This is a genomic window from Bacillus sp. HMSC036E02 (assembly GCF_001836235.1).
Taxonomy (GTDB): Bacteria; Bacillota; Bacilli; order Bacillales; family Bacillaceae_G; genus Bacillus_A; species Bacillus_A cereus.
Window position 1 is genome coordinate 125,432 of the sequence record NZ_KV827834.1, and the last position, 25,641, is coordinate 151,072.

The following is a 25,641-nucleotide window of genomic DNA, read 5'->3' on the forward strand; positions in this document are numbered from 1 at the left end:
TTTGAGTTTAAATATGTATTTAGGGGAAGTACAGGCTCAAACACAAAGTATGAATGCTTTCTGTACCGCTACTATTCAAGGTATGGAACAAGCTATTCAGTCGATTGATGCTTTTACCAGTGATACTGTTCTACAAGGGCAAACTTACGATAGCGCAAAAGCATTCTTTGCAGAAACTTTTCGTCCTTTGGCACAAGGAATCATTTACTTATGTGAGGAATTAATTCGTCAGAACGATGCCTTTCCAAGTCAATTTCAATCACAGGTAGCTTCAACAGATGTTATTGAACAAGAAATATTAGAACAAATTCGAGAAATTGACCGAATGATAGCAAGTACAGAAGCCCTCCATCAAACTATGCCAATTTCGGGCATGGACGCTATGGTAAATCTTTTCATTGCCATGAGGCGCAAACTTCAAGAAAAGTTAGATCATTTGTATCAGTTCAACCAAACATCTAGTAATAACTATAATACAGCAATTCAATTAGCCGCTAGCATTGCGACGGGGCTTGCTGAAGTTCAAAGTGGGAAAGGTTTTAGTCCAGCAAGTGGTACATTTAGTACACAAGGATTAAATATGGAGTGGGCGACTTCAATTCAAGCGATTGCAGAAGATAGGAATCGTCAGGCTGATAATTCAATCGAAGAAGGTGCAATGTGTGGTAAACCAAAATCTGATTTAGAGAAAGCTTGGGATGGTCTTTATGATGGTGCAGGAAAAGGTGTTGGAGATGCTTGGGAAGGATTTAAAGCGTTAGGTGACGGCGAAACATGGTCAGACATGTGGGATGCTGTTGTCAATTATGATGAGACTCTTCCTGCTATGTGGAACGCTTTCTCAGATTCTTTTATGAATGACGTTTGGCATGGCGATGTTGAAAGTGGATTCCGCTGGGGTTCTTATTTAGTAACATCAGTCGGTCTAGGGTTACTTGGTGGGAAAGGTCTTGATAAGGCTTCTAAACTTGCTAGAGGAGCAAACATGTACAAAGTAACTGAAGCTTTTCCACCACGTTTACAACCTGCTTTTGCAGGTGTTGGTCTCACTGGTGAAGCAATAGTAAGCACACTTCCACCATCAGGAAATTGGGTTAATTATTTAAGCGGTTATCTTATGTTTGCTAGACCATCTTGGAGACAATCAGAACTTGACGTAGGTAAGGAGTATCCTAACTATGACGACCAAGTTGCTTTTAAAGACAGAGAAGAAGTTTCAAAAGTTACAAAAGGTAGTACAAGACCTGATTTTTACACAAAGGGTCACAGCTTGGAAGTGAAAAATTATGACTTGTCTACTTCATCAAAAAGAAGTAACCTAGTTAGAGTTATTGTTAAACAAGTTAATGATAGGGTTGATAATTTACCTATAGGTACAAAGCAAACTGTCATCATTGATATACGAGGACAAACTGTTCCTGAAGAGGCCTTATTTGATATCGTAAGAAAAATAAGAGAAAAGTCTAAAGAAACACCCGAGGTAATATTTAAGCGAGAGGATTGATATTAATGGCAGTAGGATTTAAAGTAGATATATTTTTCTATGAAACAGGACACCCTGATTTTTTACATAGCTTTTTTTCAACCATGTCATATCATACAGAGTCTGAAGGTTGGGGCACTAAGTACCCACTATTAATGAAGAATTTATATTTCGACAAGTTACGTTGGGAGGACACAGAAGAAGCACTTCAAAATGTAGAAGAGATAAGAAAAATTTTAAGTGAATTACCTCCTGCAGAAGTCATTTGGGATATTGAGCACATGGAAAAACAGCCACCTTGGGGAAATAAAATCCCTAATAAAATAACTAGTTTAGCCAATTATCATGCTACTCCAACAGGTACAACTTTTTTAGATTTACTAAGCAACGCTTTAAACACTGCAAAAAGAAACAAAATTGATATAACAATTTCAAATCTAGGAAAATAAATCCTGCTAGATATCTTATGGTTTCATTTGAGTTTTATCACTTTACGCTTCGAGGCTGAGGCTGAATAAAAACATTTAAGTCACACTCATATGAGTTGTGGCTTTTATAATGTTGCTTTTCCAAGAGACTTTCAATCACAGGTAGCTTCTACAGATGTTATCGAACAGGAGATATTAGAACAAATTCAAGAAATTAATCAAACCATTGCAAGTATAGAAGCAATAGAGACACTTACACCACTGCCTGGAGTAGACTCAATTGTGGCTGTTTTAATTGCGATGAGAAAAAAGCTTAATGAAAAACTAGAGCGTTTACATAAATTCGATTATACATCCAGTAACAACTACAGCACGGCCCTTCAACTAGCAGCTAGTATCACGACAGGTTTAGCTGAAGTACAAAGCGGAAAAGGTTTTAGTCCCGTCAGTGGTACATTTAGTACACAAGGGTTGAATATGGAATGGATAACCTCTATTCAAAAAATTGCAGAGGAAAGAGTCCAAGAAGCCGAAATAAAAAAAGAAATTGAAGAAAAAATGGCTTTGCAGGAACAAGAAGCTAATAGACCGTGGTACCAAAAAACAGCTATTGGCGCTTGGGAACTCTTCCAAGGAATTTGTAATTCAGCTGCTGAAAACTTTACAGGTGTGGAATTACCAATGGGCAATGAATTAGAAACCAAAACAACCTTTCAAGCCGGAAATCTTGTGGGTAATTTTGTATCAGGGGTAGGATCTATTTTTGAAATTTTGGGCGGTATAGCTATTGTAACAGGATCAAATGTTGGCACCGTATTGTTAGAAGGAGTAACTTTCGGGGCAGCATCACCAATTGTTATCCCAGCTGATTTAGCTCTTACAACCGCTGGAGCAGGTGTTGCTACACATGGTACATTTGTATGGTATAATACCGTTCAAAATAGTATCGATACTTTGCAAAGGTTTCAGTCTTCTTTTGGTAAGTCTGGCGAAAGAGTTACGCAGACAGTAAAACCTAACTACAAAGACTATATAAAAGCAGAAAAAGGACAAAGACCGCCAAATTTTACTCCTAAAGGAGCTAAGATAGGTGGAGCTTTCAACGAAGCTAAGAGAGCAAGCGGTATTCCTGTTAATGAACAGCCAACTAAGGTTACACCAGCTGTAGATAAAAGAGGGAATCCTATCCCCGGAAGAGACTATCATTTCAAAGATGGTAAGATTATAAGAGAGCATTCAGGCGGTCATACTTATCCAGATGATCCATCTCAAAATTGAGGATCACATTTCAATGATGTACATGGGAATCATTATGACTATTAAAATTGAGGTGGTAAAATGAAGTGTTGGAATGAAGTAGAAGAAGATGCATTCTCATACTACAAATGGTTTAGTAAGGATGAAGCAATCAAAAGAGTCGGTAATTTACCAAATTTAAGTTTATTCAGTGTTAATGGCTCCATGTTATTTAGCTCAGATGAAAAAAATCAATTCAAAGAAGTATGCGGCACTGAAATCAAGCAAGTATTTATGAAACATGATTTGACTAATGTCTACAAATTCTACTTGCTTGCAGCTATTGAAATCAAAGACAAAAACTCTAAAATTGAAAAATACCGAAAGGTATGGAAAGCTCTTCAAACCAAATGGAAACTTGAGGGATTTAATAAGGGTCCAGAAGTTGAAATGGAAGTTGGGGGAACAACTTTCTACTCAAGTATTGCAGAGTTTTGTCTCGAGAAACTTCCAGATGCCATTGAAATAGTTTCTAGTAATCCTAAAAGATTTACAATCATTGCAAGTAAAAATAATGATATAATTGCGGAAGAAAATGTTAGAAAAATCTTCAAAAAAGCATTTAATGAATATAACAAATGGAAAGATGAAATAGATTATTTTAACCTTTCCATTCATCTCTGCCCAAAAGATGATATAGTTTTTAGATGGGGAGATTCATTAGAGGAAGCGGAAATAGCTGCTATATTTAAAGGAGATATACTTACACTTTTAAATAGCTAACTGCAAAATCTTGCTAAAAATAACTACATTTCAATTAACAATTATAATATTTGAATAGAATTAAACTAAGAAAAATCCGACTCACAAAAGACGGATTTCTTCATGTATCTAAAATGTATACTGCTTTATTTGATCTAATACTAAAAATTAGGGAGGAGTAATTTTTGGCGTATTCATTAAAACCTGAAATACAAGCCAGTCTTACAAAAATTGATTTTATTAAGAGATATAAAGCCTTATCAGAAAAATTTTCTGATAGAGAAAATACATTTGAAAACTATGAAAACGAAAAAGTAATTGCAGTATTTGAGTCTCTTGGCTATAAAGCTCGTTTTATGAAAAAAGAAAACTTTTTTATTGTTGGTGAAGTAAAGAACAAGGATTTCTATACTTTCAGATTCAATATCAGCTTAAAATATGGGCTTGTTGAGTTCATTTGGTCTGCAAGGTATAATGGTGAAGTTAGAGTTGGGAATTCATGGGATATGTTTGTAAAAGCATTATCCAATGGTTCTGAAAGATTGCCGGCAGTATGCTTCCACAGTTACGATGAACTCAAAGAAATCATGAAAATCGCCTTTGAAATGTACGAAGATTTCAAGCGAGAATTAATTCCTATTTATTCATAATTCAAAAAGCTACCGAAGACACCAAAACAGTTACTTCGAGTAGCTTTTATTTATATATATTAAAGTTATTTATTTTCCTCTTTTTGAACATATACATAAGCATCTTTCTGCTCTTTATGTATATCAACCTTCGAATTCTCTGCAAGTTGACCCGCGTTTAGCAAAGAAAAAATAATCAACGCTTCTAGTGACATTTCGTTTTACCACTCCTTTCTAATTGTTATACGTTTATCATACCGCTTACATGTGATTTCCGTATGAACTCGAAAAGGAGATTAAAACAAAAAAGCTTTGAGGAAATTCCTCAAAGCTTTTTATTTATTAGTAACGAATTAAGAAATATTTCTTTTTACCGCGGCGAATGATTGTGAATTTACCTTCGATGCGGTCGTTTTCTGTTACAACGTAGTCTAATGCTTGTGTACGCTCACCATTTACGTAGATTGCGCCGTTCGTTACATCTTCACGTGCTTGACGTTTTGATGGAGAGATTTTGCTTTCTACAAGTAAGTCAATTAATACTGTATCTTCTGCAGTACGTTCTACAGATGGTACGTCTTTGAATCCTTGCTCGATTTCGCTTGCAGTCAGTTCTGCTACAGAACCGCTGAATAATGCAGCTGAAATTTTAATCGCTTGCTCTAATGCTTCTTCACCATGAACAAGTTTTGTCATTTCAGAACCTAATGCTTTTTGTGCTGCACGTTTTTCTGGCGCTTCAGCTACTTGCTTTTCAAGCTCAAGAATTTCTTCGTGAGATAAGAATGTGAAGTATTTTAAGTATTTAACAACGTCGCGGTCATCTGTGTTGATCCAGAATTGGTAGAACTCGTAAGGAGTTGTTTTCTCTGGGTCTAACCAAATTGCGCCGCCTTCTGTTTTACCAAACTTCGTACCGTCAGATTTTGTAACAAGTGGAATTGTTAAACCGAATGCTTTCGCATCTTCTTCTGATTTACGGATTAATTCAAGACCAGCTGTAATGTTACCCCATTGGTCACTACCACCGATTTGCAGACGGCAATTATGTTGTTGGTATAAGTTTAAGAAGTCGTATGATTGTAAAATCATGTAACTGAACTCAGTGAATGAAATACCAGTTTCTAAACGAGATGCTACTGTATCTTTTGCTAACATATAGTTTAAACCGAAGTTTTTACCGATATCGCGTAAGAATGAAATGACATCTAAGCTACCAAGCCAGTCGTAGTTGTTAGCCATCGTTGCTGGGTTGTCCACGTTTTCAAACTCTAAGAAGTTTGAAAGTTGGTTTTTAATGCTTTCTGTGTAGTAAGCAACTGTATCTTTCGTATTTAATGTACGTTCTGCTTTTTTACCACTCGGGTCACCGATCATACCAGTACCACCGCCAACAAGTGCGATTGGTTGGTGACCAGCTAATTGGAAACGACGTAACATTAATACTGGTAACATATGACCAATGTGTAAGCTATCCGCTGTCGGGTCGAAACCACAGTATAATTTAACGCTTTCTTTTTCTAATAATTGCTCAAGGCCCTCAGCATCTGTTTGCTGATTAATTAGACCGCGAAATTCAAGATCTTGTAAAATACCCATATCCTACATACTCTCCTTTAAGTTCATTACTGGCGTGAAGGTTAAAAACATAAAAAAATCGCCCCTTCAAATAAGGGACGATTTTGATTATCGCGTTACCACCCTAGTTGCAGGCAAAAAAAGCCTACCACCTTATTTACATAACGGCTTAGCACCGTCTTTTCCCTTTTGAATATAATTCAATCGAAAAAAGATGCTCTAGGGGCGTAATTCGCGATCATCTATGTGCTGATTTTCACCGGCCATCAGCTCTCTAAAACAGGGAAATGATCACTACTTCTCCCTTTCCACGCTCAATTATTCATATACTTTTCTTTATACCATCATTTATATAGGCATGTCAAATAGAGGTCAGGTTTCCCTTCTTGTCAATCCTTTACAACACCATAAAGAGTATTGTAATAAGAGAAAGAATTGGAACCCCAACTAATAACGATACATGAAACACAATCGATAAATCATTCCCAATGGTCGCCTCCACAGGATCTTTCGCCGGGGAACCAAGAAACCCGATTAATCGATCGAATCGACTTACCGTTTTTGGAAAGTCTGGTATTTCTACATGATCACTATCTAAATGTTGCTTTAACTTATATTCACTCTTAAAGGGATTTTCGCTCAATTTCGTCCACCTCCAGCAATTGTTTCAATTTCTTTATCCCGTTATGAAGTCTCGATTTCACCGTTCCAATCGGAATGTTTAATATCTCTGCAATTTCTTTTTGCTGCATGTCATGATAATAAGAAAGGATTAGGACCGCTCTTTGCTCTTCTGGAACTTTCAAAATTGCTTCTCTTACTGTGAGCCGATCTTCGTGAGAAAATTCTTTTTCCGGAATCGGCACTAAAAATGGCAAAAGCGTACGCCACTTTTTTCTCCTATTTAATTTATTAATCATAAGACGATAACCAATTTGAAATAAATACGTTTTTATTTTACCTTTTTCAAGTTCATACATATGTTTCTTACGCTCTAGCGTCAAAAACGTATCTTGCACAAGATCGATACTTAATTGTTCATCTCGGTTAAATCGATATAAAAATGTGTATAGCGCTGGTTTGATTAAAACATATAGTCTTTCTCCCGCTTGTTTATCTCCACTTTGATACGCAAGCATGAGCTCCTCCTCAATCCCAATCTGCGCCATGATTTTTGATCTCCTTTATTCCTTTTAACGTTAATGAAATACGGGAAATTAAATATGCAATCGCAATAAAAATCCACAATTGTGATTGATTTGTAAAAAATTGCACATATGGGTTTTGAATCGTAAATCCCATTGTAACTAAAGTATTTAACGCTTGCACACATATGCATGCATACAACGCAAGGCAGACAGAAATAGTGTCAAATACATTCCAGCGAAAATACACTTTTGTTTTTGTAAAATCAATTTTATATCCATTTTTCCGTACTATATGTTTTCTATCAAATGGAATAATGATTGAAAACATAACACCCATTATAACTCCAGCTGTAAGCATTGATACTCTATATCCAATTGGTATCGGTAAGAAAAGACCACAAGAAAATACAACTATAATTCCAATTACAGCAAAAGTAAGAAGTAATTTATTAGACATATAAAAACCTCCCTCATCTATTCTTTCATAAATGTATACAGACGAGGAAGGCACTTCGTTCAAATATTATTTTAGTTTTTTTATAATCTTCGCAGGATTCCCGCCAACTACTACATTATTAGGCACATCTTTCGTTACGACAGCACCAGATGCGATCACCGCATTGTCTCCAATTGTTACACCTGGATTAATAATTGCTCTTCCGCCAATCCATACGTTATCGCCAATTGTAACTGATTTTCCGTATTCTGATCCGCTTATACGCTCAATTGGATCAAGTGGGTGCGTTGCTGTATAAATGTGAACACCTGGAGCTAACATACAGTTCACTCCGATTGTTACCGGGCATACGTCTAAAATCGTACAGTCAAAGTTCGCGTAAAAATTTTCACCGACATGAATGTTATAGCCGTAATCACATCTAAAAGAAGATTCAAGATGAATATTATCTCCTGTCGTTCCGAATAATTCTTTTACGATTTCGCTACGCTCTTTCAATTGCTCTTCTGGCGTATCATTTAATTTTCTCGTTAATATACGTGCTTGCTCTCTTTCTTGTACTAAAACTGGATCAGCCGGTATGTACATTTCTCCTAGTATCATCTTTTCCTTTTCTGTTTTCATCATACTATCCCCTTTAACTTATATATATAAGTTCATGATATCATAAAAAAGAAAGGCCTGAACATTTTTCGTTCAGACCTTTCTCTCTTAATCTTCCATCGTTGATAAGTCACCTGTTGGTAAGTTTAACTCCCACGCTTTTAATACGCGTCGCATAATTTTACCACTTCTCGTTTTCGGTAATTTATCTCTAAATTCAATTTGTCGTGGTGCTGCATGAGCTGCTAGGCCTTTCTTTACAAATTGACGAATTTCTTCTTTTAATTCATCAGATGGTTCGTATCCTGCTCGAAGTGCGATAAATGCTTTAATAATTTCGCCGCGCACCGGATCAGGAATACCAATTACACCAGCTTCTGCAACAGCAGCATGCTCGATTAATTTACTTTCTACTTCAAACGGACCAACGCGCTCACCTGACGTCATAATTACATCGTCAATACGTCCTTGGAACCAGAAGTATCCATCTTCATCCATATAGGCAGAGTCGCCTGATACGTACCAATCTCCCGGCATGAAATAAGATTCATATTTTTGCTGGTTATTCCAGATCCCGCGCATCATAGATGGCCAACCTTTCGCAATTGCTAAGTTACCCATTGTGTAAGGAGGCACTTCATTTCCTTCATTATCAACAATCGCTGCTTTCACACCTGGAATTGGTTTACCCATTGAACCTGGACGGATTTCCATACAAGGGTAGTTACAAATAACTTGTCCACCTGTTTCTGTCATCCACCACGTATCATGAATACGAAGTCCAAATGCGTTCATACCCCAGCGAATTACTTCTGGATTTAACGGCTCACCAACGCTTAATACGTGACGAACTTGTGATAAGTCATATTTTTTAATTGCGTCTTGTCCAGCTCCCATTAACATACGGAATGCTGTTGGTGCGCTGTACCAAACCGTCACACCGTAATCTTGCAGTGCTTCATACCAAGCTTCTGGACTAAAGCGTCCACCTAAAATAACGTTTGACGCTCCAACTAACCACGGTGCGAAAATACCGTAAGCTGTTCCAGTTACCCAGCCCGGGTCAGCAGTACACCAATATACATCGTCTTCTTTTAAATCTAACACCCACTTCGCCGTTTGATAGTGCTGAACCATTGCGTTTTGCGCATGAAGCACACCTTTTGGCTTACCAGTAGAACCAGACGTGTAATGTAGAATCAAGCCGTCTTCACGGCCTAACCATTCAATATGTAATTCTTTTGAAGCTTGTTCAAATAAAGGATTGAATGCTACCGTTTTACCGCCTTCTTCTACATTATCTCCAACAAGGAAAACTGTTTTTAAAGCCGGTAAATCATTTAATGGTACGCGCTCTAACAATTCAGGCGTTGTAATTAACACCTTTGCTTCGCTATCTTCTAAGCGATCGCGAACTGCGCCTTCCATAAATGCTTCAAATAGCGGTCCAACAATTGCTCCTAATTTCACTGCACCTAAAAGTGCGAAATATAACTCTGGAGAACGTGGCATAAAAATAAAAACGCGATCGCCTTTTTCTACATCGCCATAATTCTTAAGGACGTTTCCTGCTTTATTAGAAAAATCCTTCATTTCCTTAAATGTATATTTCTCTTTTCGCGATCCATCTTGATAATAAAGAGCTACTTTATTCTTTCGATCGGATTTCGCATGCTTATCAATTGCCTCATACGCCATATTTACTCGGCCTGTTTCATTCCAAGTAAAGTTTTTATTAACCTCTTCCCAGTTAAAATTCGCGTATGCCTCATCATAATTCGGCAAATTATTTTCTCCTTTAATGACAGGAAGCGTTTCTACTTTCATACTTTACATCCCCCTCCTATGTATTCTATTATCTATTATAATGACATTATTTAAAATTTTCAGTATATTTGTTGATTTTTAGACAAATTTTTAATGACAAATTTCGATTCACATCGCATATATTATAAAGTACGATATTAATAGATTCACAAACCCTCAAGGTGGTGAGCAATACATTGATTCATAAAAAAATATATAATGCTAGAAACTTAAAAACAGCGAAAGGCACTTTAATTATTGAAGGTCCTGTCTCTACACATAACTTAGAAATGTATGAGTTTCATCCAGACTTAATTGCGTTTCGTCCTGCCGAACAACAATATAAAGCAATTGTCGAAATTTCTAAATTACCAGAAGCTCGTCTCATTATTGCTAGACATGACCAAACAATTGTTGGATATGTTACATACTTGTATCCTGATCCACTTGAACGATGGTCAGAAGGAAAAATGGAAAACTTAATTGAGCTTGGGGCAATTGAAGTAGTCCCAGCCTTCCGCGGGAGTTCTGTCGGAAAGAACTTACTAGAGGTTTCTATGATGGACGATTATATGGAAGATTACATTATATTGACGACTGAATATTATTGGCACTGGGATTTGAAACAAACAGGATTGAATGTGTGGGAATACCGAAAAGTAATGGAGAAGATGATGAATGCTGGCGGGTTACAATGGATGGCTACAGACGATCCTGAAATTTGTTCACATCCTGCCAACTGTTTAATGGTCCGCATCGGTAAACGCGTTGATACGGATTCTATTCAAGCTTTTGATCGTCTACGTTTTCACAATCGTTTTATGTATTAATAAAGGGGGCAACTGGAATGATTGTAGAAGAAATTATGAATCAAAATGTAGTTACATTACATCCAAACGATACAATCGAAACAGCAATCCGAACGATACGCACGAAAGGCATTCGGCACATTCCAATTGTCGATCAAAATAATCACGTCGTAGGCATTATTTCTGATCGGGATGTAAGAGATGCAAGTCCGTCTATTCTAGATGAACAAGTTTCACTCGATATGCTACAGCAACCGCTCGAACTTATTATGAAACATCCTGTTATGACTTGCCATCCTCTCGATTTTGTTGAGGAAATTGCTACTTTATTTTTTGAAAATAAAATTGGCTGTCTTCCTGTTACAAAGGCCGGGAAGTTAGTTGGAATCATTTCTGAATCTACAGTACTGCACACATTAGTAAAATTAACAGGAGCACATCAACCAAGTTCGCAAATTGAAATTCAAGTAAAAAACGAACCTGGTATTCTTGGAAAAGTCGTTGCTATTTTTAGTGATTTACAAATAAATATCGTGAGCGTTCTCGTCTACCCAGCAAAAGACGAGAATGATAAAGTACTCGTTTTCCGCATTCAAACGATGAATCCTCTAAAAGTGATTGATGCACTTGAAGCAGAAGGCTACCGCGTATTATGGCCAAACATCATGGGGATGCAAGCATGAGTAGCGCGTTTATTTATTCGGATGACTTTCGGGGCTATTCATTTAGCCCTGATCATCCTTTTAACCAACTGCGCGTCACACTTACGTATGATTTATTACAAAAGGGCGGTTTCATCTCTCCCTCTCAAATCATCTCACCACGGATGGCTACAGATGAAGAGATCGCCTACGTTCATACAGAGGAGTACATAAATGCGGTAAAACGTGCTGGAGAAGGAAAGTTAGAAAAATCAATTGCGATGACATATGGACTCGGAACAGAAGATACACCGATGTTCCCAAATATGCACGAAGCAAGCGCATTGCTCGTTGGTGGTACGTTAACAGCTGTCGATGCTGTTCTTTCCGGAAAAGTAAAACACGCGCTTAACTTAGGAGGCGGCTTACATCATGGCTTCCGTGGTAAAGCATCTGGCTTTTGTATTTATAACGATAGCTCCATAGCAATGAAGTATATTCAGAAGAAATACGGTTTACGCGTCTTATATATTGATACAGATGCTCATCACGGTGATGGCGTACAGTGGTCGTTTTATGATGACCCTAACGTATGCACCATTTCACTGCATGAAACTGGTCGCTATTTATTCCCTGGAACTGGCGCTGTAAACGAACGTGGACAAGGTAATGGTTATAGTTATTCTTTTAATGTTCCACTCGATGCTTTTACAGAAGATGAATCGTTCTTAGAATCATATCGAACTGTTGTAAAAGAAGTTGCAGCGTACTTTAAACCGGATATTATTTTAACGCAAAATGGTGCTGACGCACATTATTATGACCCACTTACACATCTTTGTGCGACAATGAATATTTACCGCGAAATACCGAAGCTCGCTCGTGAAATTGCTAATGAATATTGCGAAGGTCGCTGGATCGCTGTCGGCGGCGGTGGCTATGACCATTGGCGTGTCGTACCAAGAGCATGGGCACTCATTTGGCTCGAAATGAACAACATCCAAAACATCTCAGGTTATCTCCCTCCAGAATGGATTGAAGCTTGGAAAGGACAAGCAGAAACAGAACTTCCCCTCACATGGGAAGATCCAGACAACATGTATAAACCTATCCCCCGTAAACCAGAAATTGAAGAAAAAAACGCATTAACTGTAGCGAAATCCCTTGAAATTATTCGGAATAATATGACAAAATCTTTATACTAAAAGAAAAGGAGGTTCGTTTTTGAATAGCCTCCTTTTCTTTGAAGCTTGCTATTATTGTCGTTTTCTGTCGGTAAGTCGATATATGTTAATAATCGCTGATATATTCCGAGTTACGCCGATATATTTTGATAATCGCTGATATATTCCGAGTTGCGCCGATATATTCTAATAATCGCTGATATATTTTCATTTTATAACAGTCTGGCCCAACTTTTATGACAAAAGGTCGTGATATTATGTGGACACAACAAATAATCAACACGAAACGCGGTACATTTGAACTCTTTACAAAAGGAAATGGCGAATCGCTTTGTATTACACATCACTATTCACAATTTAATGAAACTGGGGATTACTTTGCGGATGTTTTTACTGCTACGCATCGTGTATTTCTCATTAATTTACGAGATACTGGTCGCTCTGTAACCGCCCAGTCAGAAAACGAATTAAGCATGATTGAAACAATCCACGACTTAGAAGCCATACGAGAAGTATTACAACTTCCAACATGGCATTTCGCCGGTCATTCAACAGGTGGTATGCTTGGACTTTTATATGCGATTACATATCCAAATTCCTTACAATCATTAGTCGTAGCAGGAGCTGCAGCAAGTAACTATACCGAAAAACCATTTTGCATTTATCACCCAGCACATCCAAAGTTTCATTATATGCAAAAACTCATCGAAAACTTAAAAAGCCCTCACCTTACAAGTGAAGAACGAAAAGAACTATCTACTGAGAGAACAAAATTATCATTGTATAAACCAGAAAACTACAACTCTTATTTTTGTAAACCAATCAACAAAACAATGTCCATTAGCCGGATGAATGCTTTCGCCAATGAATATCCTTCATTTGATTTAAGAGAGTATTTACCTTTCATCCAAACAAAGACACTTATTATATGCGGAAGATATGATGTGCAGTGTCCTATTCAATATTCCATCGAGATACATGAGGGTATATGCGATTCTACTTTTGTGACATTTGAGGAGAGCAACCATTATCCTTTTTTAGAAGAAGCTGATCAGTTTACTTCTACTACTCAAACATTTTATAAATCGTTAGTACCATTATTATTAAGAAAACCTAAACACTGACAAAAAGCTCATAGCCTCTATACGACTATGAGCTTTTTTCAAACGAAATATTTCACACTAAAAACAACTAAAAAAATAAAAGAAATAACAACTAAACCCACATCAAGTAATACCGACTTTTTATCTCTATCTTTTAAACTTACCTTAGAGCTAGAAATGCTTTTAATTACCCAAAAGATTGCAAAAAAGACCCAACCGAAATAATCATTCATAGAATCTTCATCATAAAACATTTGTATTGCACCAATAATCAATAAGATAAGTACGATATTAGTTCCAATCTTTAAAGCCTTGTTTGATTTATTATCTTTTAATATATCTCCCAAAATATAGCACGCCCCTCATGCTCTCCTCTGTTTTGTTTCTCTTTACATTTTAACATAAATTACCTATTCCTTCCTTTCCATTTGAATAACATACAAAAAAACCTGCCAATTACTCGGCAGGTATATTACACATTAAAACGATAACCAGCTCCCCATACCGTTTCAATATATTGCGGGTGAGCAGGATCTCTTTCAATTTTTTCACGTAGCTTTCTAATGTGGACGACAACAGTGGCTAAATCCCCAGCGGAATCTAATCCCCAAATGCGTTCAAATAACTGTTCTTTATTTAATACTTGGTTTGGATGTGTGACAAAGAATGTTAATAAATCAAATTCCTTCGTTGTAAACGCCACTTCTTCATTGTTTATAAAAACTTTTCTCGCTCGTTGATCGATAGAAATTCCGTGAATATATAACGTATCACGTTGCTTACTTACATTTCCTAATAATCTTTCATAACGGGCAATATGTGCTTTTACTCTTGCGACTAATTCACTCGGGCTAAACGGTTTCGTTATATAATCATCCGCTCCTAATCCGAGTCCACGAATTTTATCTATATCTTCTTTTTTTGCTGAAACAAGTAGAATCGGAATATCTTTTACAGCACGTATTTGTTTACAAATTTCGAATCCGTTCATTTTCGGAAGCATAATATCTAAAATAATTAAATCATAGTCTTCTTGCAAGGCTGTTTGTAAACCTATTTCTCCTGAATGCTCTACATCAACTTGGAAATCATTAATTTCTAAATAATCTCGCTGTAATTCTGCAATACTTACTTCATCTTCTATTAATAAAATTCTTTTCAATTTACTCACCACATTCCTCTACTTTTTCCAATGAGAAGAAAATGCTTGTGCCTTTACCAAGCTCGCTTTCCGCCCAAATTTCCCCGCCATGTTCTTCAACAATTTGCTTCGCTATTGCTAAACCAAGTCCACTTCCACCTGTGCTAGAATTCCGCGATTGTTCTGCACGATAAAAACGTTCAAAGATATACGGCAATGTATCAGATTCTATACCTGATCCGTTGTCCATCACTTTCACAATAACTTTATTATTATCACTCGATACTGTTACAGTAATTTTCTTCTCTTCTTTATCCATGTATTTCACACTATTATGAATTAAATTTGATATAACTCTATTGATCTTTTCGCAATCAGCCGTTACATATAGTGGTGATGCATGTAACTGTAGGCGCACTTCTATACCTTCTTCACTTAAATCCATCTGCATCTCTTCTATTAATTCTTGCATAAACGTATTCAATTCAACTGTTTCAAACTGGAATGGAACTCGATTCAAATCGAGCTTCGAAAATAAAAATAGTTCATCAATGAGTGTGTCCATATGTTTTGCCTTCGTATGGATAGTTGTTAAATACTTATCCATTTTTTCTGGCGTATTTGCTACTCCGTCCTTTATTCCTTCTACATATCCGATAATTGATGTAATCGGTGTTTTTAAATCATGAGAGATGTTTGAAATAAGCTCTTTTCGATTTTCTTCATACTGCGTTTGCATCTCTATCGATTCTTTTAATCTCTTCCTCATTTCCTCAAATCCTTGATTTAATTGCCCTATTTCATCGTGTGATGTAACTGGTATTTGAAAATCTAAATTTCCTTCTTTAATTTTCTCCGTTGCGCCTTTCAATACAAAAATTGGTTTTATTACACTTCTTGAAACGAGGTAACTTAATAATCCAATGAGTAAAATGGCTAGTAGTAAAAGCGATACGAATAAGATTGGAAATAATTTTTGTGTAAGATCTACAAATGAACTTTGCTTTTTTAATACAAATATACTTCCCTCTTCTTCCTGAGGAAAATAAAAATCAAACTTTACATATCGATAAAATGTATCGCCTAGTTCCGTTGTACCACGACTATTAATATTTGCTGATTCAAATTTCGGAAGGGCTTCTTTTAAAGATACACTTTCAAATACGTTTGAAGCATATGAAAGTGTTTCTCCTTTTCTTACTACTATTTTCACACCCTCTTTTTCTATTGCTGAGACAAACGACTCATCTAACAATTGAGATTGATGCTGTTTGGCTGCTGACTTCAACTCAAGATAGGCATTCTCTTCTTCTGGTGTAAGCGGCTTTTGAATGTAAGAACTTTTATAGAAATTTTTCACTGCTTCCAAGTCACCTGTTATCGAAAAAACGATTAAAAATCCCGTGACTAATATAAGCGTAATGGAAACGAGGATAACAGCAATATAAGAAAATAAAAACCTTGTTTTAATAGACATATCTTAAATCCTCACTTTATCAAACCTTATTATTTATAAGCATAAAAATATATGTTCAATTACTCAAGCGATTTTATAGTAATTTTAGCGTCAGTTTATAAAAATTTAATGTTCCTATTTTACAGTTGAAATTAGGAGGTTGAAATTCCATGTTCAAAAAAACATTCAGTATGATATGTTGCGTAATTTTTTTACAAGGATGCTCGCAAGAACAAGAAGTAAAAAAGGAGATGATAAACATGGAGACTGCACTACTAGCAGCTACTGAAAAAAATGAAACGAATACTGTTATATCTTTACTAAAACAAGGCGCAAATATAAATGCGATGGATAATCAAGGACGCACTCCGCTTATGATTGCTACATACAAAAATAATGTAAAAACCGCAAAGGCTCTTATCGAAGCTGGTGCTGACGTAAATATCCAAGATGACATGAAAAATAATCCCTTTCTATACGCCGGTGCGGAAGGTTACTTAGACATTTTAAAACTAACAATTGATGCTGGTGCAGATCCTACGATTACAAATCGTTACGGCGGAACAGCTCTTATCCCAGCTTCAGAACATGGCTATATTGACGTTATAAAAGAACTCCTCACTCGAACAAATATCGATGTAAACCATGTCAATAATCTCGGTTGGACAGCTTTAATGGAAGCCATCGTACTAAATAACGGAAACGAAACACCGCAACAAGTCATTCGCCTTCTTATTGAGCACGGTGCAGATGTAAATATTCCAGACAATGATGGTGTTACCCCGCTAGAGCATGCTCGCGCTCATCACTTTGAGGAGATAGAGAAGATTTTGTTAGAAGACCGTAAGTAAAAAGCTAATTTTTGTCTTCCTCCCCCACCCTATGCTACATTTAAGCCGTTACATTACTATTAATAGGGGGGAATAAACATGAACAAACCTAAAATTGGGATGATTGGACTTGGAAGTATTGCGCAAAAGGCCTATCTTCCAACACTTACAAAAGAAACTGATTGGAATTTTGTAGGGGCGTTTACACCTAACGCACAGAAAAGAAAACAAGTTTGCCAGCAATACCGAATTCAAGACTTTCATTCTATTGAAATGTTAGCTTCGGAATGCGATGCAATCTTCGTTCATAGTTCAACTGCATCGCATTATGAAATCGTTTCTGAACTTCTAAAAAAAGGGATCGACGTTTATGTTGATAAACCGCTAGCAGCTACAGTGGAACAAGCTGAGCAACTAGTCGAGTTAAGCGAGAAATATAACCGAAAATTAATGGTCGGATTTAATCGCAGATTCGTTCCTATGTATGTCGCTGCCAAAGAACAGGCTAATGATATTTCATGGATTCGAATTGAAAAGCATCGTACAAATAAAGTCGGGCCATATACGTACGACTTCACTATGTTAGATGATTATTTACACATTGTAGATACTGCTCGCTGGTTAGCTAATGATGATCTTAACGTCGTTCACAATATGATGCAAATCAATGAAAAGAATGAACTTCTTTACGGACATCATACATATACAACTCCAAGTGGACTATTACTTTCTACTGCAATGCATCGCCATGCCGGTACAAATTTAGAACAAATTGAACTTGTAACGCCAGGGAAAATCATTCGCATAAAAAATATGAATACATTTGAAATTGAACAGGAAAACTCAGTTTCACAAAGTGGTTCCCCATCATGGGATACGACGTTAAAACAACGTGGTTTTGAAGATGCTGTTCATCATTTTATTGAGTGTGTACAAGGCGATACAAAGCCTGTTGTAGATGGATTAGAAGGATTAAAAACCCAGCAACTGTTGCAATCTTTACTAGATGATGTAAACAAAAATTAAAACGGATACATTTTTCAGAATTTACTTTCATTCCCATTCCCTCTTTATTTCTCTCGTAAATTTCTATAGAATATGTTGATAGGAATTATAAATTTCATAATGAATCGTGGAAAGGATGGGATTAACACATGTGGAACGAGTTTAAAAAATTCGCTTTCAAAGGGAATGTCGTTGATTTAGCTGTCGGGGTTGTAATCGGTGCTGCATTCGGTAAAATCGTTAGTTCTTTAGTAAAAGATATCATCACCCCATTACTTGGTATGGTATTAGGTGGCGTTGACTTTACAAGTTTACACTTTGGATACGGTAAATCTGCTGTTATGTATGGTAACTTCATCCAAACAATTTTTGACTTCTTAATTATCGCAGCTTCTATCTTTATGTTTGTTAAAGTTTTCAACAAACTAACATCTAAAAGAGAAGAAGAAGAAGAAAAAGAGGAAGAAATTCCAGAACCAACAAAAGAAGAAGTTCTTCTTGGCGAAATTCGCGACTTACTAAAACAGCAAAACTCTTCTAAAGATAGAGCATAATTGAACGGATAAAAAGGCATGTCCCTCGGGACATGCCTTTTCTATATGCTATAACGTTTCCGAATTCATATGAATAAATAAAATAATACCAGCAACCATAAGTACCATAATGCTACCTGCAAATAGTGTAATACCAATAAACATTAAACTTGTGCTCATATCTACTGATACACTTTCAATAAAAATAGAAATTACATACGTGATAAGGGCAATTCCTGCAAGAATACTTCCTGGAACAAATCGCTTTAAACCATTTTGTTTTAACGTCATATATGCAAAAATAGCAGTCATACAAAGCGTAATTATCCAAAGAACGATCATCTCTTTTCCCCCCTCACAAGCCTTTTCTTTCTATTATACATGACATTGCCCTATAATAGTTAAATTTGCACTTATGTGACATATAACAAGGAATAGCCCCATCTATAGCGAAGGCATTATGAAGAGAATCACGATACACTTTTTGAAGAAAGCATTATTCTTGTTAAAGCAAACAGTTTAGAGGATGCTCACGAACTTGGTAAAAAAATTGCTATGCAATCTGAAGATACGTACGATAATATGTACGATGAGCAAATAACGTGGACGTTTCGAAAAGTGTTGCATGTGTTTGAATTAGACGATACCCCCTTTGAAACTGGAAAAGAACTGTACGCAAGATTTTTACACGTTAAGAAAAATAAAGCGGTGGATACAGTCGTACAAAAATACTATCCTGAATCCGAATAAAAGCTCACAGCAATCGCTGTGAGCTTTTTTATACTTACTTCGTTGAATCTCTAAATTGGATACGGTGAGGTAATATAACAGTGTGATCTTCCACTTTTTCTTTGTTCATATACTTTGTTAATAAACGCATTGCTACTGCACCGATATCATACATCGGTTGAACAACTGTTGAAAGCTGCGGACGAACCATTAATGCAAGGCGTGTATTATCGAAACCAAGTACTTCTACGTCAGTTGGTACGTTTAATCCAGCGTCTTGTGCTGCATGGATTACACCTAGTGCCATTTCATCAGAAGACACGAAGATTGCTGTTGGCTTTTCATCATTGCTCCAAAGCTTTTCGAATGCTTCAATACCTGAGTCATATGTGTAATCTCCATCGATTACAAGATTTTCATCATATGAAATACCTGCTTCTTCTAAAGCTTTTTTATAACCTTGTAACTTCTTCGCGCTTCCCGCTTTATCAATGAAAGGACCAGAGACGAAACCGATACGTTTATGTCCTTGCTCGATAAAGTGCTTCATTGCATCATAAGCTGCTTGTGTATAATCAATATTTACTGATGGCGTTTCATTTTGCTCATCAAATGACGCTGCTAATACAATTGGTACTGGAGATTTTTTAAATTCTTCAATGTGAATGTCTGTAATATCTTCACCCATAAAAACAATTCCGTCCACTTGTTTTCCAAGCATCGTATTTAATAAATGGAACTCTTTCTCTTTGTTTTGATCAGAGTTACTTAAAATGATGTTATATTTGTACATTGTTGCGATATCTTCAATTCCACGTGCAAGTTCTGCATAAAACGTATTTGAGATATCAGGAATAATAACACCTACTGTAGTTGTCTTCTTACTTGCTAGTCCACGTGCTACCGCATTCGGGCGGTATCCTAAACGATCAATTGCTTCTAATACTTTCTTTCTTGTTGTAGGCTTTACATTTGGGTTACCGTTCACAACACGAGATACGGTAGCCATTGAAACGTTTGCTTCGCGCGCTACATCATAGATTGTTACGTTCATCTCATCGCACACTCCTTCTATTTTTGTTATCTATTTTTATGTATCGGTTACTTGAATGAAAAAAAGACATCAACTCTATTTGCAGATGCCACCAATCGTCCCGAGTTCTTCCTTTTACTAATGATACGATAAAAACGCAGGCTCATACAATATTTTCCCGCAAAAGTTTCGAAAAAATTCGCTTCTTTTCTCGTATTTTCGTATTTTTTATGAAAAAAGGGCATTTTTTGTAAAAAAATAGATGTTTCCTAAGTAGAAATCTTATTTTAAGCAGTACGATAGTAAATGAAATTTATATCGGCGATTTTTCGAATATATCGACTATAACTCGAAATATATCAGCGATTTTCCAAATATATCGACCGCAACTCTAATTATATCAGCGATTTTTTAAATATATCAACTTACCAACAAAAATCGACAATGACAGTCGCTATACAATAGGAGAAAGCTGTTCCAAAATGCCTTTTTGGAACAGCTCATTAAAAGTTTTTATAATTTACTTCCAAATGATTTTAATTCATTCATAAAATCATTGAACTGCGGTATATTCATTTGCTGCGCCGCATCTGATAAAGCTACAGCTGGATCTGGATGTACTTCAGCCATAATTGCATCTGCACCAATTGCCATCGCTGCTTTTGCAGTTGGTAAGAGAAGGTCACGTCGCCCTGTAGAATGCGTTACATCGACAACGACAGGTAAATGTGTTTCTTTCTTTAAAATCGGCACAGCAGAAATATCAAGCGTATTACGCGTCGCTCTTTCATACGTGCGAATACCTCGTTCACATAAAATAATGTTCCCATTTCCCTTTGCCATAATATATTCTGCCGCATTAATGAATTCTTCAATCGTTGCTGATAGACCACGTTTTAATAATACTGGTTTATTTACAGCACCAGCTGCCCTTAGCAAATCAAAGTTTTGCATATTGCGAGCACCAATTTGAATAACATCAACGTAATCTAATGACATCTCAATATCATTCGGATTTAAAATTTCACTAATAACAGCCAAATCATATTCATCTGCTACCTGGCGCAAAATTTGTAATCCCTCTAATCCAAGACCTTGAAAATCATACGGTGAAGTACGTGGTTTGAACGCACCACCACGCATTAATTTCAGACCTTGCTCTTTCATTGCTTCAGCAACTTGACGTACTTGTTCATAACTTTCCACTGCACACGGTCCCATAATAAAATGCTGATTTCCGTCACCAATTTTTTCACCATTAATTTCAACAATCGTATCTTCTGTTTTTTTCTTACGAGAAACAAGTAATGCTTTACGATGATCATCTTCTTGTAATTCTAAACCAGCTTGAAAAATTTGTTTGAAAATATGTTGTAAAGTCGAAGTTTCAAATGGACCATTATTATTCTCTGCAATTAAATCCAGCATATTTCTTTCACGTACAGGATCAAAACGTTTCACACCTTGTACTTCTTTTAAATTACCAACTTCTTGTACGAGACGACCTCTTTCGTTTAGTAACTCTAATATTTGTAAATTAAGTTGATCAATTTCAGAACGTAAACGACCTAATTGTTGTGATGCCATAAGAAAGCCACCTCTTTCAAATTCCTATATGTTACTTTTTTAAGATAACTTATTATAGCTGATACATATACGATTGTCACACGATATACAGCAATGAATTACTATCAAAAAACATTGTATATTTTCATTTAAAATAAAAAAAAGACAGTTTACATACTGTCTTTTTTTACAAGAAGGAAACAAACGGTTTATCACTGTTTTTCTCTTTTATAATAACGGCCTCAATTTTACTTTCGGACTTGATCTGTAATTGTACTTTCGCATCTTTAGGCAATTTGTCTAACATACCTTGCGCAGCCAATTGGGTAAGAGCCATTAATTCTGTTTTACCGTTATATTTAATAACAATATTCATATTTAATGTATCCATTTGATCTTTCTTATAAGAAACTTTAGCGTTGACTGGAATAAAATCTCCATTAGAAAAACCTTTTATTTCCTTAGCAAAGTTATTTATTTTTGTATTATCTTCTCCATGTGCTTGTGTAAATTCATCAGAAGGATATGAATACGACTTTTCATCAATTGTACTCCAATTTCCAAGGTTCGTATCATTCTTTTGAACAGTAGCACTAGCAATATACGTACCATTTTTTAAAGAACTAGTACTTTCTTGCTTAAAGATAGCAAACGTAATTGGAGATTTGTTATACTTATCATTTTTGTTAATAGCTTCAATAAGTTGTTTAGCAACTTCAGTCCCTTTAGACATAGCCTCTTCATTCGATACACTTGAAGACATAGCTAAACCTATCATAACACCAGATAAACTTAATTCATTTGAATTCTGTTTTCCGAAATAGTCTTGTTCTATAATATTCGTCAAAACTGGCGCTTCTACTTTCGCAACTAGTTCATCAATTAGTTTCTCTGGAATATACTGGTTTAATTGCAGTACGTGACTCTCTGTATCAAATTGCTGCGTTGCAATATTTATTAAACCATTTTCATACTCTGCTAAATCTAATTTAGAATTTGTTTTTATATTAGCTGTATTAATAACCTTTTGTTCTTTTAAAGGAATAACAGTTCTATAATAATCTTTAGAAACAGCAGTTCTCGGAATCATACTTTTTTCTTTTGTATCTTTTTGTATAACTTCATCCTTCTTACTAATCGTATTACTATTGTTACTACAAGCTCCTAGTAATAAACTTACGACTGCGAAGGATAATGCCATTTTCTTCATTACTTAAAACCTACTTTCAACAATCTAGTTATTTAGTTTGAACTATTAATAGTGTACCACTAAATATATTTCAACAAAAACAAAAAAAAAGAAGCAAGCACCTTTAGCTTGCTTCTTTTTACTTTATATTCTCTTCTAAAGCATCTTTTTTAATATTCCAATGAGATGTATTCCATACTACCATCCCATCTTTTATGTATAACACTTGCGGTGATTCATGTCTAATACTGTATTGTTCTGCAACACGATTTGACACATCTCTCGCATCTTGTACGTATAAGTAATACGCTGGCACTTCTCTTTCTTCGCTGCAATACGCTTGAAATTCTGTGTATGCACCGTGACTAATCGGGCATGTCGTACTATGTTTAAAAAGAACATACGGCTCGTTCTTTTCTACTAAGACTTCAAGCTCTTCAATTGTTTCAAGTTTTGTCATATTCATCACGATTCACCTCTCATACGAAATCTAGAGCGCTTCTCTTTCTTTTCAGCTTTTTTCTCAATTCTTTCTAATTTACGCTCTTCTTTTTCAACCTTCTTCTCTTGTCTCGACGCACGGTAATGATTGTATACTTCAATCGCCGCACTGCTCCACTGTACAACTTGCGCTACTTTATCAGCGTTATTTTCAATTTCGTCCGTTACAGAGTCCGATACATTACGAAGCTTCGTATTTAAAGATTGGATTGTCGTTCCAATCCCATCTACACCCGCTACCACTTTATTTAATGACTGTGACTTCTGTTGAATATCATCAGCTAACGCATTCGTTTTATGTAATAATTGCTCTGTCTCTACGCTAATTCCTTGCATTTGCTTTTCTAAACCTTCTAACGTACTTGCAACGTTTTCCAACGTCTTCTGAACCGATAACAACGTTCTGCATACATACACTACTAATACTGCGAAAGCAACCGCGATAATAGCCGCACTTACATATAAAAGAACTTGCATTTCATCACTTCCTTTATCTTTTTCATACTTTCCCCTATTATACAATCATTTTCCGTTTCATTCTAATCCCTATCTCATCATTAGAATTTTCATACTTATTCGTTAACTGTAACATAAATCATTCAACAAATTCCACTAAGTAGGTTACAATAGGAGAGGATACATAATTAGTAGGGAGGCTTTACATATGAAAGATCCACGTATTGAAAAGTTAGCATACAATTTAATTAACTACTCTATCCGCTTACAAAAAGGTGAAAAAGTATTAATTGAAAACTTTGGCTTACAAAAAGAACTTGTAACTGCACTTGTAAAAGAAGCATATGCAGCTGGTGGTTTCCCATTCGTCTCTTTAAAAGATCATCAAGTAGATCGCTCTTTATTAATGGGTGCTACTGAAGAACATTTCGAACAAATCGCTGCATATGAAGCAAGCGTAATGAAAGACATGGACGCTTATATCGGTCTTCGCTCTGGCGATAATATTAATGAACAAGCTGACGTTCCAAGTGAGCGTATGAAAGTTCATGGCCAAACAGTTGGTAAAAAAGTTCATAGAGATATTCGCGTTCCAAAAACACGTTGGGTTGTTCTTCGCTACCCAAATGCTTCTATGGCACAGCTTGCTAAAATGAGTACAGAAGCTTTCGAAGACTTCTACTTCGAAGTATGTAACTTAGACTACGGTAAAATGGATAAGGCAATGGATAGCCTTGTTACATTAATGAATAAAACAGATAAAGTTCGTTTAACTGGTCCTGGAACTGACTTAACATTCTCTATTAAAGACATTCCAGCAATTAAATGCTCAGGCCATTTAAACATTCCAGACGGTGAAGTATACTCTGCACCAGTTCGTGATTCTGTTAACGGTACAGTTTCTTACAACACACCATCTCCTTACAACGGTTATACATTTGAAAATGTACAACTTAAGTTTGAGAACGGTCAAATCGTTGAAGCAACTGCAAACGATACAGAGCGCATTAACAAAATCTTCGATACAGACGAAGGCGCACGCTACGTTGGTGAGTTCGCAATTGGCGTAAACCCATACATCTTACATCCAATGGGAGACATCCTATTCGATGAAAAAATCGATGGCAGCTTCCACTTCACTCCTGGACAAGCTTACGACGATGCATGGAACGGCAACAACTCGAACATCCACTGGGATTTAGTATGCATCCAACGCCCTGAATACGGCGGCGGCGAAATTTACTTCGACGACGTACTAATCCGTAAAGACGGACGCTTCGTTGTACCTGAACTAGAAGCTTTAAACCCAGAGAACTTAAAATAATAATAAAAACG

29 protein-coding genes, 1 pseudogene and 1 other annotated feature are annotated in these 25,641 nt (G+C 36.2%); of the genes and pseudogenes, 14 read left to right on the forward strand and 16 right to left on the reverse strand.

Going from position 1 to position 25,641, the window contains the following annotated elements:
- Position 1: 1 nt before the first annotated feature.
- From HMPREF2590_RS11350 to HMPREF2590_RS11370, 5 genes are all read left to right on the forward strand, one after another.
- Positions 2 to 1,504: a T7SS effector LXG polymorphic toxin gene (locus tag HMPREF2590_RS11350; protein WP_000056039.1), complete on the forward strand. Its 1,503-nt coding sequence runs from the start codon at positions 2 to 4 to the stop codon at positions 1,502 to 1,504.
- Between the two features lie 5 nt (positions 1,505 to 1,509).
- Positions 1,510 to 1,932, forward strand: a complete 423-nt coding sequence (locus HMPREF2590_RS11355; RefSeq protein ID WP_000268162.1) for an immunity 70 family protein — start codon at positions 1,510 to 1,512, stop codon at positions 1,930 to 1,932.
- 90 nt (positions 1,933 to 2,022) lie between these two features.
- Positions 2,023 to 3,189, forward strand: coding sequence for an HNH/endonuclease VII fold putative polymorphic toxin (locus HMPREF2590_RS11360; protein WP_001277627.1), 1,167 nt, complete (start codon positions 2,023 to 2,025; stop codon positions 3,187 to 3,189).
- Positions 3,190 to 3,249: 60 nt separating this feature from the next.
- The gene (locus tag HMPREF2590_RS11365) at positions 3,250 to 3,930 is read left to right on the forward strand and encodes a hypothetical protein (RefSeq protein WP_000650403.1); all 681 of its coding nucleotides are present in this window, start codon (positions 3,250 to 3,252) and stop codon (positions 3,928 to 3,930) included.
- A 164-nt stretch (positions 3,931 to 4,094) separates the two neighbouring features.
- The gene (locus tag HMPREF2590_RS11370) at positions 4,095 to 4,559 is read left to right on the forward strand and encodes a hypothetical protein (RefSeq protein WP_000331789.1); all 465 of its coding nucleotides are present in this window, start codon (positions 4,095 to 4,097) and stop codon (positions 4,557 to 4,559) included.
- Between the two features lie 65 nt (positions 4,560 to 4,624).
- Here the strand turns inward: HMPREF2590_RS11370 and HMPREF2590_RS11375 are convergent, their stop codons facing one another.
- From HMPREF2590_RS11375 to acsA, 7 genes are all read right to left on the reverse strand, one after another.
- A complete protein-coding gene (locus HMPREF2590_RS11375; protein WP_000050940.1) occupies positions 4,625 to 4,753 on the reverse strand; it encodes a hypothetical protein in 129 nt (42 codons plus the stop codon).
- Between the two features lie 127 nt (positions 4,754 to 4,880).
- Positions 4,881 to 6,137 carry a tyrosine--tRNA ligase gene (gene tyrS / locus HMPREF2590_RS11380; RefSeq protein WP_000512092.1) on the reverse strand — a complete coding sequence of 419 codons (1,257 nt, stop codon included), beginning with the start codon at positions 6,135 to 6,137 and terminating at the stop codon, positions 4,881 to 4,883.
- Positions 6,138 to 6,207: 70 nt separating this feature from the next.
- Positions 6,208 to 6,436, reverse strand: a binding site (T-box leader).
- A gap of 77 nt (positions 6,437 to 6,513) precedes the next feature.
- Entirely contained in the window at positions 6,514 to 6,759 is a 246-nt protein-coding gene (locus HMPREF2590_RS11385; RefSeq protein ID WP_001293778.1) for a hypothetical protein, read from the reverse strand.
- Positions 6,740 to 7,285, reverse strand: a complete 546-nt coding sequence (locus HMPREF2590_RS11390) for an RNA polymerase sigma factor (protein ID WP_000057201.1) — start codon at positions 7,283 to 7,285, stop codon at positions 6,740 to 6,742. The genes HMPREF2590_RS11385 and HMPREF2590_RS11390 overlap by 20 nt, the downstream gene beginning before the upstream one ends.
- Positions 7,266 to 7,721, reverse strand: a complete 456-nt coding sequence (locus HMPREF2590_RS11395; RefSeq protein ID WP_000066458.1) for a hypothetical protein — start codon at positions 7,719 to 7,721, stop codon at positions 7,266 to 7,268. The genes HMPREF2590_RS11390 and HMPREF2590_RS11395 overlap by 20 nt, the downstream gene beginning before the upstream one ends.
- Positions 7,722 to 7,787: 66 nt before the next feature.
- Positions 7,788 to 8,348, reverse strand: a complete 561-nt coding sequence (locus tag HMPREF2590_RS11400) for a maltose acetyltransferase domain-containing protein (RefSeq protein WP_002005819.1) — start codon at positions 8,346 to 8,348, stop codon at positions 7,788 to 7,790.
- A gap of 84 nt (positions 8,349 to 8,432) precedes the next feature.
- On the reverse strand, positions 8,433 to 10,151 hold the full coding sequence (gene acsA / locus HMPREF2590_RS11405; protein ID WP_000862049.1) for an acetate--CoA ligase: 1,719 nt from the start codon (positions 10,149 to 10,151) through the stop codon (positions 8,433 to 8,435).
- A 176-nt stretch (positions 10,152 to 10,327) separates the two neighbouring features.
- On the opposite strand from acsA, the gene acuA reads away from it, so the two are divergent.
- The 4 genes from acuA to HMPREF2590_RS11425 all read left to right on the forward strand — a co-directional run bounded on the left by acuA (position 10,328) and on the right by HMPREF2590_RS11425 (position 13,888).
- Positions 10,328 to 10,960, forward strand: a complete 633-nt coding sequence (acuA, locus tag HMPREF2590_RS11410; protein WP_000581388.1) for an acetoin utilization protein acetyltransferase AcuA — start codon at positions 10,328 to 10,330, stop codon at positions 10,958 to 10,960.
- Positions 10,961 to 10,977: 17 nt separating this feature from the next.
- Positions 10,978 to 11,622, forward strand: coding sequence for an acetoin utilization AcuB family protein (locus tag HMPREF2590_RS11415; RefSeq protein WP_000634583.1), 645 nt, complete (start codon positions 10,978 to 10,980; stop codon positions 11,620 to 11,622).
- Positions 11,619 to 12,785, forward strand: a complete 1,167-nt coding sequence (gene acuC / locus HMPREF2590_RS11420; RefSeq protein WP_000092824.1) for an acetoin utilization protein AcuC — start codon at positions 11,619 to 11,621, stop codon at positions 12,783 to 12,785. Before HMPREF2590_RS11415 ends, acuC begins: the two co-directional genes overlap by 4 nt.
- Positions 12,786 to 13,000: 215 nt before the next feature.
- Complete coding sequence (locus HMPREF2590_RS11425; RefSeq protein WP_100635793.1) at positions 13,001 to 13,888, forward strand: alpha/beta fold hydrolase; 888 nt, start codon at positions 13,001 to 13,003, stop codon at positions 13,886 to 13,888.
- Positions 13,889 to 13,926: 38 nt separating this feature from the next.
- Here HMPREF2590_RS11425 and HMPREF2590_RS11430 read toward each other — a convergent pair whose 3' ends face one another.
- The 3 genes from HMPREF2590_RS11430 to HMPREF2590_RS11440 form a co-directional block, all read right to left on the reverse strand.
- Positions 13,927 to 14,217: a hypothetical protein gene (locus HMPREF2590_RS11430; RefSeq protein WP_076774657.1), complete on the reverse strand. Its 291-nt coding sequence runs from the start codon at positions 14,215 to 14,217 to the stop codon at positions 13,927 to 13,929.
- Positions 14,218 to 14,339: 122 nt separating this feature from the next.
- On the reverse strand, positions 14,340 to 15,029 hold the full coding sequence (locus tag HMPREF2590_RS11435) for a response regulator transcription factor (RefSeq protein ID WP_001986686.1): 690 nt from the start codon (positions 15,027 to 15,029) through the stop codon (positions 14,340 to 14,342).
- 1 nt (position 15,030) lies between these two features.
- Complete coding sequence (locus HMPREF2590_RS11440; RefSeq protein WP_000023892.1) at positions 15,031 to 16,485, reverse strand: sensor histidine kinase; 1,455 nt, start codon at positions 16,483 to 16,485, stop codon at positions 15,031 to 15,033.
- Between the two features lie 149 nt (positions 16,486 to 16,634).
- Here HMPREF2590_RS11440 and HMPREF2590_RS11445 point away from each other — a divergent pair, with 149 nt between their 5' ends.
- From HMPREF2590_RS11445 to mscL, 3 genes are all read left to right on the forward strand, one after another.
- A complete protein-coding gene (locus HMPREF2590_RS11445) occupies positions 16,635 to 17,315 on the forward strand; it encodes an ankyrin repeat domain-containing protein (RefSeq protein ID WP_003310865.1) in 681 nt (226 codons plus the stop codon).
- A gap of 78 nt (positions 17,316 to 17,393) precedes the next feature.
- Positions 17,394 to 18,320, forward strand: coding sequence for a Gfo/Idh/MocA family protein (locus tag HMPREF2590_RS11450; RefSeq protein ID WP_003310863.1), 927 nt, complete (start codon positions 17,394 to 17,396; stop codon positions 18,318 to 18,320).
- A 128-nt stretch (positions 18,321 to 18,448) separates the two neighbouring features.
- Positions 18,449 to 18,853, forward strand: coding sequence for a large conductance mechanosensitive channel protein MscL (gene mscL, locus HMPREF2590_RS11455; RefSeq protein WP_050822124.1), 405 nt, complete (start codon positions 18,449 to 18,451; stop codon positions 18,851 to 18,853).
- A gap of 48 nt (positions 18,854 to 18,901) precedes the next feature.
- On the opposite strand, the gene HMPREF2590_RS11460 is transcribed toward mscL, so the two are convergent.
- Complete coding sequence (locus HMPREF2590_RS11460) at positions 18,902 to 19,174, reverse strand: DUF3917 domain-containing protein (RefSeq protein ID WP_000636589.1); 273 nt, start codon at positions 19,172 to 19,174, stop codon at positions 18,902 to 18,904.
- 114 nt (positions 19,175 to 19,288) lie between these two features.
- Here HMPREF2590_RS11460 and HMPREF2590_RS11465 point away from each other — a divergent pair.
- Positions 19,289 to 19,582: pseudogene (locus HMPREF2590_RS11465) on the forward strand (DUF4288 domain-containing protein); the annotation flags it as partial.
- 34 nt (positions 19,583 to 19,616) lie between these two features.
- Here HMPREF2590_RS11465 and ccpA read toward each other — a convergent pair.
- The 5 genes from ccpA to HMPREF2590_RS11495 form a co-directional block, all read right to left on the reverse strand.
- Positions 19,617 to 20,615 (reverse strand): catabolite control protein A, encoded by a 999-nt coding sequence (ccpA, locus tag HMPREF2590_RS11470; RefSeq protein ID WP_001103297.1) that lies wholly within the window; start codon positions 20,613 to 20,615, stop codon positions 19,617 to 19,619.
- A 492-nt stretch (positions 20,616 to 21,107) separates the two neighbouring features.
- Entirely contained in the window at positions 21,108 to 22,181 is a 1,074-nt protein-coding gene (locus tag HMPREF2590_RS11480; RefSeq protein ID WP_000168204.1) for a bifunctional 3-deoxy-7-phosphoheptulonate synthase/chorismate mutase, read from the reverse strand.
- A gap of 166 nt (positions 22,182 to 22,347) precedes the next feature.
- Positions 22,348 to 23,370, reverse strand: coding sequence for a CamS family sex pheromone protein (locus HMPREF2590_RS11485; RefSeq protein WP_000738025.1), 1,023 nt, complete (start codon positions 23,368 to 23,370; stop codon positions 22,348 to 22,350).
- A gap of 118 nt (positions 23,371 to 23,488) precedes the next feature.
- Positions 23,489 to 23,815: a bacillithiol system redox-active protein YtxJ gene (gene ytxJ, locus HMPREF2590_RS11490; protein ID WP_001057469.1), complete on the reverse strand. Its 327-nt coding sequence runs from the start codon at positions 23,813 to 23,815 to the stop codon at positions 23,489 to 23,491.
- Positions 23,815 to 24,327: a DUF948 domain-containing protein gene (locus tag HMPREF2590_RS11495; RefSeq protein ID WP_001197720.1), complete on the reverse strand. Its 513-nt coding sequence runs from the start codon at positions 24,325 to 24,327 to the stop codon at positions 23,815 to 23,817. The genes ytxJ and HMPREF2590_RS11495 overlap by 1 nt, the downstream gene beginning before the upstream one ends.
- 187 nt (positions 24,328 to 24,514) lie before the next feature.
- Between HMPREF2590_RS11495 and HMPREF2590_RS11500 the strand changes: the two genes are divergently transcribed.
- Positions 24,515 to 25,630 carry an aminopeptidase gene (locus tag HMPREF2590_RS11500; RefSeq protein WP_000654731.1) on the forward strand — a complete coding sequence of 372 codons (1,116 nt, stop codon included), beginning with the start codon at positions 24,515 to 24,517 and terminating at the stop codon, positions 25,628 to 25,630.
- Positions 25,631 to 25,641: the final 11 nt, after the last annotated feature.